Annotated in this window: 14 protein-coding genes; 13 read left to right on the forward strand and 1 reads right to left on the reverse strand. The window is 45.3% G+C overall.

Annotated elements, in window-relative coordinates; genetic code table 11:
• Nucleotides 1-14: 14 nt before the first annotated feature.
• The 10 genes from gmd (at nucleotide 15) to DW996_RS04695 (ending at nucleotide 8292) form a co-directional block, all read left to right on the forward strand.
• Nucleotides 15-1067, forward strand: a complete 1053-nt coding sequence (gmd, locus tag DW996_RS04650; RefSeq protein WP_118534995.1) for a GDP-mannose 4,6-dehydratase — start codon at nucleotides 15-17, stop codon at nucleotides 1065-1067.
• Entirely contained in the window at nucleotides 1068-2135 is a 1068-nt protein-coding gene (locus DW996_RS04655; RefSeq protein ID WP_118280521.1) for an acyltransferase family protein, read from the forward strand.
• Between the two features lie 34 nt (nucleotides 2136-2169).
• On the forward strand, nucleotides 2170-2622 hold the full coding sequence (locus tag DW996_RS04660) for an acyltransferase family protein (RefSeq protein WP_158575196.1): 453 nt from the start codon (nucleotides 2170-2172) through the stop codon (nucleotides 2620-2622).
• Nucleotides 2623-2690: 68 nt separating this feature from the next.
• Complete coding sequence (locus tag DW996_RS04665; RefSeq protein WP_118534997.1) at nucleotides 2691-3269, forward strand: hypothetical protein; 579 nt, start codon at nucleotides 2691-2693, stop codon at nucleotides 3267-3269.
• Between the two features lie 68 nt (nucleotides 3270-3337).
• On the forward strand, nucleotides 3338-4021 hold the full coding sequence (locus DW996_RS04670) for an acyltransferase family protein (protein WP_118534998.1): 684 nt from the start codon (nucleotides 3338-3340) through the stop codon (nucleotides 4019-4021).
• Between the two features lie 38 nt (nucleotides 4022-4059).
• The gene (locus tag DW996_RS04675) at nucleotides 4060-4413 is read left to right on the forward strand and encodes a hypothetical protein (RefSeq protein ID WP_118534999.1); all 354 of its coding nucleotides are present in this window, start codon (nucleotides 4060-4062) and stop codon (nucleotides 4411-4413) included.
• A 68-nt stretch (nucleotides 4414-4481) separates the two neighbouring features.
• Nucleotides 4482-5219 (forward strand): hypothetical protein, encoded by a 738-nt coding sequence (locus DW996_RS04680; protein ID WP_118535000.1) that lies wholly within the window; start codon nucleotides 4482-4484, stop codon nucleotides 5217-5219.
• Nucleotides 5186-5740, forward strand: a complete 555-nt coding sequence (locus DW996_RS04685) for a hypothetical protein (protein ID WP_118535001.1) — start codon at nucleotides 5186-5188, stop codon at nucleotides 5738-5740. Before DW996_RS04680 ends, DW996_RS04685 begins: the two co-directional genes overlap by 34 nt.
• A 16-nt stretch (nucleotides 5741-5756) precedes the next feature.
• On the forward strand, nucleotides 5757-7004 hold the full coding sequence (locus DW996_RS04690; protein WP_118535002.1) for a hypothetical protein: 1248 nt from the start codon (nucleotides 5757-5759) through the stop codon (nucleotides 7002-7004).
• A 61-nt stretch (nucleotides 7005-7065) separates the two neighbouring features.
• Nucleotides 7066-8292 carry a hypothetical protein gene (locus DW996_RS04695; protein ID WP_118535003.1) on the forward strand — a complete coding sequence of 409 codons (1227 nt, stop codon included), beginning with the start codon at nucleotides 7066-7068 and terminating at the stop codon, nucleotides 8290-8292.
• Nucleotides 8293-8294: 2 nt separating this feature from the next.
• Here DW996_RS04695 and DW996_RS04700 read toward each other — a convergent pair whose 3' ends face one another.
• Nucleotides 8295-9404: a glycosyltransferase family 2 protein gene (locus DW996_RS04700; RefSeq protein WP_158575198.1), complete on the reverse strand. Its 1110-nt coding sequence runs from the start codon at nucleotides 9402-9404 to the stop codon at nucleotides 8295-8297.
• A gap of 147 nt (nucleotides 9405-9551) precedes the next feature.
• On the opposite strand from DW996_RS04700, the gene DW996_RS04705 reads away from it, so the two are divergent.
• The 3 genes from DW996_RS04705 to DW996_RS04715 all read left to right on the forward strand — a co-directional run bounded on the left by DW996_RS04705 (nucleotide 9552) and on the right by DW996_RS04715 (nucleotide 12227).
• Nucleotides 9552-9743, forward strand: a complete 192-nt coding sequence (locus DW996_RS04705) for a hypothetical protein (RefSeq protein WP_118535005.1) — start codon at nucleotides 9552-9554, stop codon at nucleotides 9741-9743.
• Nucleotides 9740-11107, forward strand: a complete 1368-nt coding sequence (locus tag DW996_RS04710; protein ID WP_118535006.1) for a lipopolysaccharide biosynthesis protein — start codon at nucleotides 9740-9742, stop codon at nucleotides 11105-11107. Before DW996_RS04705 ends, DW996_RS04710 begins: the two co-directional genes overlap by 4 nt.
• A 133-nt stretch (nucleotides 11108-11240) precedes the next feature.
• Nucleotides 11241-12227, forward strand: coding sequence for an acyltransferase family protein (locus DW996_RS04715; RefSeq protein ID WP_243098666.1), 987 nt, complete (start codon nucleotides 11241-11243; stop codon nucleotides 12225-12227).
• The last annotated feature ends 14 nt before the right edge of the window (nucleotides 12228-12241 follow it).

Raw genomic sequence — 12241 nt, forward strand, 5'->3', positions numbered from 1 at the left:
AAAGGAGACAAGCAATGAGCAAAAATGTAGCACTTATTACAGGCATCACCGGACAGGACGGTAGTTACTTAGCAGAGTTTTTATTGGAAAAGGGATATGAGGTGCACGGTATCATCCGTCGTTCTTCCGTATCGACCACAGAGCGTATCGATCATCTGATCGCTGAGAATGCCATTACCTTACATGATGGAGACCTTTCGGATTCTTCTTCCATCATCCGTGTGGTAAATGAAGTCCGCCCGACAGAGATCTACAATCTGGCAGCACAGAGCCATGTAGGCGTGTCTTTTGATGCAGCAGAATATACAGGAGACGTGGACGCGCTTGGCGTTCTTCGTATCCTTGAGGCAGTACATATGCTTGGCATGGATAAGACCTGCCGTATTTACCAGGCTTCTACTTCTGAGTTGTACGGAAAGGTTGAGGAAGTTCCGCAGAACGAAAACACACCGTTCCACCCATTCAGCCCATATGCGGTTGCAAAGCAGTATGGCTTCTGGATGATGAAGGAATACAGAGAGGCTTACGGCATGTTTGCCTGCAACGGTATCCTCTTCAATCATGAATCTGAGAGACGTGGTGAGACCTTTGTTACCAGAAAGATCACCCTTGCAGCAGGACGTATTGCCTGCGGATTACAGGATCATCTGGAACTCGGCAATCTGGATTCTCTGCGTGACTGGGGCTATGCCAAGGATTATGTAGAATGTATGTGGCTGATCTTACAGCAGGACCAGCCGGACGACTATGTTATCGCAACCGGTGTTCAGCATACCGTCCGTGAATTTACAACACTTGCCTTTGCCAATGACGGTATCGAACTAGAATGGCGTGGTGAAGGCATGGAAGAAAAGGGTTATGACAAGGCAACCGGCAAGATGCTGGTATGTGTCAACCCACAGTGGTTCCGTCCGACAGACGTTGTCAACCTCTGGGGAGATCCGACCAAGGCAAAGACCAAACTCGGCTGGAATCCACAGAAGACCAGTTATGAAGAATTATGCCGCATCATGGCACAGCATGACTTAGAACTTGCCAAGAGAGAGGCAAAGTTAAAGGCAGAATAAATGACGCAGGAGAAAAAAGAACGGCAATCCAACTTTGAACTGCTCCGTATTCTTTTGATGCTGACGATCCCGGTTTACCATCTGATGCTCTATAATGGTGTTTTCTATATGGACTATCATAAGAATGTGGCACCGGGATTGTTCCTCTCCAGTGGGGGAGCGATCACGGCGGATTATGCCTTTATCGCTCTGACATCTTATTTTCTGCTGGAAAGCAAAGACCGCCCAGTAATCCGGCGGTTTTTGACGTTTGGCGCACAGGTGCTGACGCTTTATGTCATCCGTTTTATTGTCATTCGCGGGCTTTGGGGATTCCATTCAGGAAACTGGTTTGTAGAAGACTATATTTTGGGTGGAGCATGGTGGTTCGTAGCACCTTATATGGTCCTGCTCCTGGTCTATCCGTGGCTGAACCGGCTGATGGAGAGGCTGTCCCGCGGCTGGCATGGGATGCTTTGTCTGGGCTTGGCTATCTGGTTTGTCATCAATGGCATGACCCTACAGATGAATTTTGTCAATGATCTGGTCGCTTTTCTGCTTACCTATTTTGTCATGGGTTATCTGCGCAGGGACGATTACAGGCGCTGGATCTTTCCGACAGGGAAGAAATGGATGGCTGGCATTTATATGACAGGCTTTCTGTTTACGTTTTTTTACGCCTGGTATGTCAAGATGCCGGGAGTCATGGCAAATGACGATGCCGCCAATCTGGTCGTAAAGCATCTGATCGGCAAATATGCGCCTTTGCAATTTGTCATGGGACTTGCCGTGTTCTTTTTCTTCCGGGCATTGCGGCTCCGCCAGTCGCCGCTTATCAATCGTATGGCAAAGAGTGTATTCTTTGTATTCCTTTTGCATGAGACAGTCATGGGCGTCTATTGGTATTTTGGCAAGATCAATGGGCAGTATCCTTACTATTCGGTGGCAGGATTTTGGGGCTGGCTGGTCGTCTATGCGGCAACCTGTCTGCTTGTAGGAATAGTGGCGCAGAAGTTATACACCGGATTTCTGGCACCGCTCTGGAAGCGGGGCATTGATGCCTTTTGCAAAAAATGCGGATTTCAGTAGTGTTAGGAAAGCCGATGGATCGAGAGATAAGAAAATGACCAATACAAGAGCAGAAAGAAAACAGTATCGCGCGATCGATATCGCAAAATTTGTCATGGCAATTCTTGTCGTGGCGATTCATGTGCGTCCTTTTACAGGACAGACAGCCTTTGTCTATGATGACATTATAGCGCGTATCGCAGACCCTCTCTTTTTTCAGATTACAGCATTTTTATTTTTTGAAAAGATATTTGCACAAATATCCGGCGATCTGAGACAGGGGATGTCCTGGTGCATGCTGGGACATTACATGAAGCGTATTTTGGCTTTATATACCGCATGGTTTGTTATTTATGCGCCTGTCGTTTTGCCGCGGACATGGCAGGAGTGCGGAAATATCCGCGGGATGCTTTTGGCACTGCTTAAAAAATACTGGCTGAGCGGTTATTATGGGGCAATGTGGTTTATGACAGCCCTCCTGCTGGCTATGCCTCTGTCTTTATCCTGACAAAATATTTAGGATCGCGACTGTGTCTTCTCTTATCGGCACCATGGTTTTTGCTTACGGTGGCAAGGATGGAATATTGCAGTATCACCGATGGCTGGCAGGTGGCGGGTTATTTTGACTCTGCCATCTACGGTATTTTTGGCTGGTATGGAAATGGTCTGACTTACGGATTTTTCTTTTGCGCTCTGGGCATGTGGATCGCTTATAAACGGACACTGGGAGGACAAAAAAACGACAGCAGGGATTTTGCCCTGCCGAGTCTGATCAGTTTTTTACTCCTGATCATTGAATCCTATGTCATCCGTGACAAGGGACTGGGACAGAGTTTTGGGGCTATGTTCTTTTTGATTCCAACATCCTATTTTCTTCTGCAATGGCTTTTGAACGTGGATTTTTGGGAAAAACCGGGAGAAAAAGCCCGGATATGGACGGATCAGATCTGTGCGCATATGCGCAGGCTTAGTATTTTGATCTTTACCATACACTATGGTGTCATGGAAGGGCTGCAGTATTTGCTCGGAAAATATACCGGGGCTGTCTGGAATATGACGGGCTTGTATTTGTCGGTATTGCTTGTGACCATAGGGCTGGCAGAACTTATCCTGCTGGCACAAAAGAAGATAAAATGGCTGCATATCCTGTACTGACGATGGCAAGAGGCTGTTTGCAGAAAATCTGACAGAAAACATAGATCAAATGAAATGAGTTATAAGAGATGACACAGAAAAGACGAAATGAGATTACAGGCTTGCGGGGCTTGAGTGCCTGCGCGATCGCCTATATCTTTCACTATACAGAATTGTTTCATACCATGCCGGAACGTTTCCCCATACAGGCGGCAGTCATGGGATTTTTGGCACGCTATGGTGTCTGCATGTCTGAGATCTTTTTTATGCTCAGTGGTCTGCTTTTGTACTGGTCCTATCAGAAACGTCTGTCCGAGGGCGAATTGCGGCTGGGTAATTTTATCCTGCCAAAGATGAAAAAGATCTATCCTATGATGATGGCATCTGCTTTGGTAACTTGGCTTTTGCAGAAAGTCGGCTATGCTATCTATGGTGTCTATATCCTGCATCCGGATGGAGCCGGGGTGCGAAATTCCCTCAAGGCACTCCTGGTATCGCTGCTGGGTTTGCAGACAGGATGGATTTCTGACAATGATACGCTGGCGGTCAACGGACCGAGTTGGTTTGTCAGTGTTTTCTTTGTCTGCTATGCCATTTACTATCTGCTGACGCGCTATGTCAGAGGACGTTTGTGGCAGAATGTATCCTATATGGGTATGATGGCATTGGGGATTTTCCTCATGATTCATCCCTTGGGACTGCCTCTTTATACTGTACCAGTGGCAGAGGTTATTTTAGTTTTTTTGCCGGCATTATACTGGCACAGATCATAGAAAAGACCAAGGAGCGGGGCAAGACGTTTTCTTGTATATTGGCAAGTGTGGTATTGATCGGCAGTCTGGTTCTGGCAGAAAGACACGAGAGCCTGCGGACTTTGTGGTATGTCAGCGCTTTTGTGTGGACAAGTCTGATCTATCTGGCATGTCAGGTGGATATCCTGCGAAAGATCTTTGGGGCAAAACCTTTTGTCTGGCTGGGAAATGTCTGTATGCCGATCTTTTTGTGGAACATGGCGACTGATCTTGGGATGGAACTCATCAACCGTCTGTGTCATCTGGACTTAAATTACAGCAGTCTGACGGTATGGAGCATGCACCTTGTCATTTCTCTGTTGGTCGTATGGATCATGAATGAGGGAGATTGCCTGTTCCATCAAAGGCACTAAGGTGTTCGTGATGGCAGGGGTAGAAGTGTGAAAGATATGAAAAAGTATGCGTGTATGGAGTTTGTAGCATGGGAATAGAAAAAACAATGAGCCAAATGCCAAAAAAGAAGCAGATCAGCCGTTTTATGTGGCTTTTGATCTTGTTGTCATGCGCCATTTTCTTTTTGGACTATGACGAGAGAGTGCTGCCTTACAATTCGACGATTCTGGCATTTTCTTACAAATATGGTTTTATATCGCGAGGTCTTGCGGGAACGATCTATCAGTGGATAGACCATATCCTGCCGGTCAATATGATTGATTATGCTATGGTGCTCCGCTTTACGCTGATCGTGACGCTTGCTTTTTATGTGCTTTTCTTTGCTTTTTGCTATCAGTGCATGAAGCGGTGTCAGGAAGAGTATCTGGGCAGGTTTTTGTATCTGATCCTCTTTTACGCTGTTTTTGTTGTTTCCATGTTTGCCTACAAGCGCAATTTCGGAAGACTGGATCTCTATCTGATGGCGCTGACCGTCATCGGGACCATGTGTCTGATCGCAAAAAAGGCAGAATGGCTGATCGTGCCGCTTTCCATGATCAGTGTTATGTACCATCAGGGCTATGTCTTTATGTTTTACAATATCCTGCTTGCCCTTTTGGTTTATCGGCTTTTGTCGGAAAAGGAAAAAAAGGCACGCATTTATTATGGCGTCATTCTTCTGGTCAGCCTGATCGGATGTTCTGCCTCTTTTTGTGGTTCGAGTTCTTCAGCCATACGGATGGAGTGCGTTATGTGGATGAGATCATCGCTAATGCTAAGGCGATGACAAAGCCTTTTAACGGCATGACCTATCATGATACCCTGATCGACCATGAGATTCTGGGGATCGATCTGTCCGATGTGGAATATCCTTACCGCGTGATGAACTGGATCGAGATCCCGTTTTTTATAGCCATCATCTCGCCTTATATTGTTCTGGCGGTGAAACTATTCCGGCGGATCCTGGCGCGGGCTCAAGGAAAAACAGAACGGCTTAAATACGGCTTTCTTGCCATTGCCGCAGGAACGCTTTTGCCCCTGTTTTTGATGAAATGCGATTATGCGCGCTGGGTATTTGCCCTGATCTCCTATTACTGTATGATCTTTCTGGCACTGGTTGCCATGGGAGACCGGATCGTGGCGGAGGAGTTGACCGGCATTTTTACAGAGATCAAAGAAAAATATCCTTTTGCCATCCTTTTGCTTTTGCTGCCGGCGCTTTTGACACCGTTTTGGGATGTGCATATCAATGGGCTGCTGCGAGGAATCAGCAACCCGATCAATGAGACATTTTTGAATTTATGGTAGATAGACTGAGGTAGAAATGACAGAGCAATTTGATAAAGTTGAGAAAAAAAGATACAGGCAGTTTATCGGAGCCATGCTGGCATTTGCGGTATTCTATTATCTGCGTTATTTTAAGCACACCATGACAGAGTACAATACGACGCTCTTTGCCATGTCCTATAAGTATGGCTTCATTTCCCGCGGTATGTTGGGGACGATCTGGGCAGGCTTGGATAAGATCCTGCCACTGGATCTGATGACCTATGAGGCGGTCTACTGGTTCAACTGGGGAATTACCTGGCTCTTTAGCCTTCTGGTAATCGTCTTTTTGGGAAAATGCATTCGAAAAGTCAAAGCTGAACATCGTCATAACATGTATTATATGGCAATTGCCTGTGCCATTTACTTTTTCCCTATGTTCTGGTCGGAAGAAATGTTTGGCAGACTGGATGTATATCTCTATATCCTGACCTTTATCTGTCTTTTTGCCCTGCTTGATGAAAAAGCCGAGTGGATCATCATTCCTATTGGCATCCTTTGCATGTGTATTCATCAGGGCTTTGTTTTTACCAATGCTAATCTGATTCTGGTGCCGCTCTTTTATAAGATCATGACGGAAGAAGGAAAAAGGCGGAAAAAATATATCCTTCTTTTTGCAGGATTTTTCCTGACCATTTCTGCCCTGTTTTTATACTTTGAGTTTTTCAGCCATGGCAATGGGGCATCCATCTATAAAGAGGTCGTAGCCGCTGCAAAGGCACTTTCGGAAAACGGAAAAGGCTACAATAAATCCGTGATCCAGCATGAGATCCTGGGAAAAGATGTTTATGACTCAGAGGCGCGTTATCATGCACTGAACCGGACGGAGTTCCCGGCATTTTTGGTTTTGTATGCGCCATATCTGCCGATCGTTATTCATTTCTTCAAAGGTCTGTTTAAACGAAGTGAGAGTGGGCAGAGCAAATGGGCGCACGCGGCATTTTTGCTGGGCGCATGTACGATCCTGCCGCAATACCTCCTAAAAGTAGATTTCGGCCGCTATGCCTTTACGACTTTTACCTATTATATTGTTATGGTCATGACCCTGATGGTCATGCAGGATAAGGCTGTCGCAGACCAGTTGGAGACGACCAAGGAAAAGATTAAGGCGACGATTCCGGTGCCTTGGATCGTTCTTTTGTACCCTATGTTTTTGATGCCTTTTTATGATGTGATCATTTCCGGGGCGACATCCAAGTTGCGGACGCTGGTGATGGAAGTGCTGGGTATGCAACTGCCGGGCTAGGGAAGAATCTGAAAATGGAAACGGGCTTACTTTTAAACCGAAGAAAACGGATGGATAGAAAATGGAAGAAAAGAATCGAAAAATAAAAGAATTTGTTCTGGTGGAGATCTTATTAGGGGCACTTTTGTTCCTGCGTTATTATGAGGCGTGGGTACACCGAATCAACGGGACCATGATGGCATTTTCCTATAAATACGGCTTTATTTCCAGAGGTCTGATCGGAACCATCTATCAGGGACTGGATAAAATATTGCCGGTCAACATGATGACCTATCAGGCTTGTGTGGGCTATACGCTTGTTATCACGTTGCTTTTTTATGCAACGGTGCTGGGGCTCTTTGTCCTGTGTTTAAAAAGAGCCAGGGCAGAATATCTGGATGTCATGCGCTATCTGATGCTCTTTTTGACGATCTTTACCGTGCCTATGTTTGCCAGTCATTACAATTTTGGCAGACTGGATATTTATTGCGTATTCTTAAGTCTTCTTGGGGCTATGCTTTTGATCCAAGGTAAGGCAGAGTGGCTTCTGATCCCGATCTCAGCCCTTGGCGTTATGGTGCATCAGGGATATGTCTTTATGTTTTTTAACATCATTTTAGTCCTGCTCATGTATAAGATACTGTCGACAGAGGGCAAAGAACGCAAAAAATACATTACTATCTTTGCTTTGTCCCTGCTGGTGGCATGTATTCTTTTTTTCTGGTTTGAACTTTTTGCTCATGCCAATGGCAATGGTATCTATGAGGAGATTGTGGCAAGTGCCAAGAAATTGTGTAAAAACGGGAAAATCCATCAGGACGTTGTGGATAAAGAGATTTTAGGGATCGATCTAACAGGTCGTGAGGTAAAATACCACCGTATGAATGCGGTGCAGTTTCCGATATTTATTCTTTTGATGCTGCCTTATATCCTGCTTATGGTGCGCTTTTTTAAAGGATTGATCGCACAGGCGGCAGAGAAAAAAAATAAGATAAAATATATCTTTGTTGCCATCGGGGCAGGAACCATCCTGCCAGACCTGCTCTTAAAGGTGGATTTCGGACGCTGGATGTATGCGATCATCGCCTATTATTGCGTTGTTTTGCTGGCACTGTTTGCCATGGGGGATGAGGCTGTCGGCAGGCAGTTTGTCCTAGCGGTGGAGCGCATCAAAAAACACGGATTTGCGGCTCTTGTCATGCTCTTGTATCCGCTGATCTTCCAGCCGCTTTGGGATGTGGCAATCTGCAGCGTCGTTGCCAAACTTGCCGGTTATATCAATACCGGGCTGGGCTTGGGTTGGTGGTAGGCTTAGGGAAGGGTGCGTTCCTTCAGCCAACTGCAAAACTGCGGTGACCGGACCGGATAATATAAGGTACGAGGGGCTATGCGTTTGCATAGCCTTTTATAAGTTGCCATGGTCTCGGTGTATTGCTTCTGATAATGATCGCGATGTCTGGCATCTTTTAAGACATGGATGTCATCAAAGATCACATCAAAATAGAAGTTGTAGGCTCTGATATAGGCTTCCGGAAAATCCTTTTCCAGAAAATCCAGGATCTTGTCGTATGCTTTGTATGCCAGTGGCTGCCGGTCGATGATGTCCGTGTCCTTGTGGGTCAGACTGCCAGGCAAAAACATATAATGATACAGGATATGAGGCATGATAAGGGCAGAGGAAATCCGTGCACCGGCTTCCAGTACCCAGAGTTTGTCCTCGTAGATGGTAAGTGACTCATCATAAAGAGGCAGGGAACCGTCCGCATCCCGCAGGGCAGAGGTACGCCAGATCTTATTCCAAGGATAGCCGCCGCCATAATGGATATTGTCAGAGGCGATTTCGGTCAGAAGTGTTTCACGGTCACAGACAAGAGGCTGATTGCTTTCTTTCGAGCGAGGGAGTGATACACGCTTTTGACCGGAAGCAAGTGTTTCTTCTATTGGCGTTATGTGTCTCATGGCTTCTAAATGTTTGGCAATAGTGGACATAGAATAGTCTTGCGTAATGCAGTGGTCGACCAGAGTGCCATCGGCAAGATGATCCTGCCAGCCAAAGCAGACCAGATCGGAGTCGTGGCTTTGCATGGATTCTATACAGAGCGACCAGGCGTGAGAGTCTAAATAGTCATCAGAATCCATGAAAGTCAAAAATTCTCCTGTTACTTTGCTAAGTCCCAAATTTCGGGCAGAACTTACGCCTCCGTTTTCCTTATGAAATAAGTGGATGCGGTTATCACGAGTAGCAATTTGTTCCAGAACAGCGCAGCAATCTCTGCTAGACCCGTCATCCACCAAAATGATCTCGGTGTTTGTATAGTCCTGCTGCAGCAGGCTGTCAATGCAGCGGTTCAGGTGTAAGGTCGGTGTGTTATAGACCGGCACAATGACACTGATTTTTGCGTTTTTTACGTTTGTTTCCATAAAACCCCTCATTTTCCGGCAGAAATCTGCCATATTTCCCATATATACATAGGATAATCATACCCAATGTTGAATTTTACATCAAGATAAAATATAATTTAATAATATGCTAGGAGCATTGCGTCCGGGCATACAAGGATAGGTGAAATGAGAACAAAGAATACTTTTTTAAATGCTCTGGCAAATTCGGGCTCTTATATTGTGAATTTGATACTTTCTTTTGTGGCACGTACGATCTTTATCCGCGTCCTGTCACAGGAGTATTTGGGCGTGCAGGGATTGTTTGGCAATATCCTTTCCGTGCTTTCTCTGGCAGAACTCGGTATCGGAACAGCATGATCTACCATATGTATGGCCCGATCGCGCGCGAAGATGAAAAAGAGATCACGGAACTGATGAACCTCTACCGCAAACTCTACTCTTATGTAGCAGGCTTTATCACGGTAGCAGGACTTTGCCTGGTTCCTTTCTTAAAATATTTTATTGCAGACGATCCCGGGATCAGCGGGCTGACAGGGATTTATCTGCTCTATCTGTTGAATACGGTCGTGTCCTATTTATGGGGCTATAAGAGAGCGCTGATCGACGGACATCAAAAAGGCTATATCAGTACGCTTTATGTGACAGCCTTTATGACCATCCAGTTCATTGCGCAGATCATTGTTCTTTTGGTATTTGAAAATTTCATCATATATCTTTTGATGCAGATCATATGCAATATCCTGACCAATCTTTCAATCGCCTGGAAATGCGACCGGATGTATCCGTATCTGAAAAAGGATCGCAAGTCTCTGCCATCCAAGGAAACACAGAAGAGCATCTTTAAGAATGTCAGTGCCATGTTCATGCACAAGTTGGGTGATGTCATGGTCAACAATACGGACAGTCTGATCATTTCTGCCTTTGTCGGTCTGGTGACCGTGGGTATTTTTGACAATTACCGTATGCTTCTGGGAAGTGTCAATACAGCCATCAATGGCATTTTGGGTTCCTTTGTCGCAAGTATCGGAAACCTTAGCGTCACGGATGACAAAGAACGCGTTTTTCATATCTATAAGACCTTGAATTTTATCGGCTTTTGGATCCATTCCTATGCGGCAGTGACCTTTCTTGTCATGTTCAATCCGTTTATCGAGGTCTGGGCGGGCAAAGATTATCTTTTCCCGATGAGTGTTGTGTTTTTGATTGTACTGAACTTTTATATGAGCGGTATGCGCAAGGTGACACTGAATTTCCGTGATGCGATGGGACTGTATTGGTACGATCGTTACAAGCCGATCTTTGAAGTGATCGTAAACCTTGTGGTTTCTATTGTTCTGGTCATCAAGTATGGTCTGGTCGGTGTTTTGATCGGTACTTTTGTATCGACGGCTGGTGTCTGCTTCTGGGTGGAGGCACTGGTCACCTACAAGCACGGTTTTGAAAAGAGCGTCAGCCATTACTTCAAGATGTTTTCTATCTATACGGCATCTGCGGTGGCAGTCGGTGGATTTACTTATTTTGTCTGTAGTTTTATTGTCATGGGCGGATTGCTGGAGATCTTCTTAAAACTTGTCGTTTGTACGGCTATGTATAATATCCTGCTGATGCTGCTTTATGGCAGAACGGTAGAGTATAAGGAGTTCATGGAAAAGCTGATCGGTCTGATCGAGGGCAGGATGGGACGCGAACTGACAGGGCTGCGCAAGGTATTGATGCGGTAGAGGTTATGGAAAAAGTTATGCAACAAAAGACGAGTCGAATTGTATATTTGGATGTGTTAAAAGGTGTCAGTATGCTCCTGGTGATCTATTGTCATGGCGTTTTGCTGCCTATCATTCTGTGGTAGGAAATTTGATGATGACTTTAGCCTGGGGAGCCGTTCCCTGTTTCGTTATGGCATCGGGGGCAGTACTGCATCAGAGCCGACATTTTACATGGCAAAAACACGGGAAACGCCTTGGATCTATGTATATGACTTTGGTCTGCTGGCGTTTGCTGTATTTGGTGGTTTATAGGATTGCAGGAAAGATCACCGGGATTTCCCTTTGGACATGCATCAAGTATCTGTTCTTTTTACAGGATTACGAGGGCGTGGATACAGGTCTTATGTGGTATATGATCGCCTATTTGGGGCTTATGATCGTATATCCTATTACCTATTTCCTGTTTACCGGCGGTACACTGGGAAGGCAGATTACATTCTTTATCATGATCCTATCCGGTCTGACAGGTATCCTTTTTCCATCTGTGAATTGGCTGGTTGGACAGATCATACATGGAAGGGAACTGCCATTGCAGGCATGGAATAGCATATTGACTTTTGGCAACAATAATAATTTGCTGTTTTATTTCCTGTTGGGAGCATTTTTACTGGAATATCAGCAAGGCGTTGATCGAAAAGAATGTGGGCGGATCTATAGATGGCGATTGCCTTTATCGGGGATATGTCTGGTAATCGGACTTATGGGGCTTATGTTTATCAAATACCGTGAGACCGGCTTACTGATATGGGGAGACACTTATCTGAGTTTTGGCTATGTCAGATTATCTACCGCCCTGATTGCAATAGGGCTGTATGGGGTATGTGAGAGCCTATTTTCCGACCGCGAGAACTTGGCAAGCAAAATCATAGGAGAATACATAGGACAAAATACACTGGGAATTTATTATCTGCATTACATATTACTGGCGGTATTTTCATGGACAACTTGTTTTTCATGGTTGCAATTCCATTATTTTATAGGGATGAATTTGATAAAAACGTTCGCAGTAGCGTTTGTATGTTACGTTGTGGTTGGTCTGGTGAGCAGGGTACCGCTGATTCGGAAAATGGCTTCATAAATGTGGCTAATATG

The sequence above is a fragment of the Roseburia sp. AM51-8 genome, assembly GCF_003478275.1.
GTDB classification, from domain to species: domain Bacteria; phylum Bacillota; class Clostridia; order Lachnospirales; family Lachnospiraceae; genus Pararoseburia; species Pararoseburia lenta.

Excerpts from the sequence above, each read along its gene's own strand:
- gmd (WP_118534995.1), top strand. The coding sequence starts at position 15 with ATGAGCAAAAATGTAGCACTTATTACAGGCATCACCGGACAGGACGGT.
- DW996_RS04660 (WP_158575196.1), top strand. The coding sequence starts at position 2,170 with ATGACCAATACAAGAGCAGAAAGAAAACAGTATCGCGCGATCGATATC.
- DW996_RS04695 (WP_118535003.1), top strand. The coding sequence starts at position 7,066 with ATGGAAGAAAAGAATCGAAAAATAAAAGAATTTGTTCTGGTGGAGATC.
- DW996_RS04680 (WP_118535000.1), top strand. The coding sequence starts at position 4,482 with ATGGGAATAGAAAAAACAATGAGCCAAATGCCAAAAAAGAAGCAGATC.
- DW996_RS04700 (WP_158575198.1), bottom strand. The coding sequence starts at position 9,404 with ATGGAAACAAACGTAAAAAACGCAAAAATCAGTGTCATTGTGCCGGTC.
- DW996_RS04705 (WP_118535005.1), top strand. The coding sequence starts at position 9,552 with ATGAGAACAAAGAATACTTTTTTAAATGCTCTGGCAAATTCGGGCTCT.
- DW996_RS04665 (WP_118534997.1), top strand. The coding sequence starts at position 2,691 with ATGGAATATTGCAGTATCACCGATGGCTGGCAGGTGGCGGGTTATTTT.
- DW996_RS04710 (WP_118535006.1), top strand. The coding sequence starts at position 9,740 with ATGATCTACCATATGTATGGCCCGATCGCGCGCGAAGATGAAAAAGAG.
- DW996_RS04655 (WP_118280521.1), top strand. The coding sequence starts at position 1,068 with ATGACGCAGGAGAAAAAAGAACGGCAATCCAACTTTGAACTGCTCCGT.
- DW996_RS04715 (WP_243098666.1), top strand. The coding sequence starts at position 11,241 with ATGATGACTTTAGCCTGGGGAGCCGTTCCCTGTTTCGTTATGGCATCG.
- DW996_RS04690 (WP_118535002.1), top strand. The coding sequence starts at position 5,757 with ATGACAGAGCAATTTGATAAAGTTGAGAAAAAAAGATACAGGCAGTTT.
- DW996_RS04670 (WP_118534998.1), top strand. The coding sequence starts at position 3,338 with ATGACACAGAAAAGACGAAATGAGATTACAGGCTTGCGGGGCTTGAGT.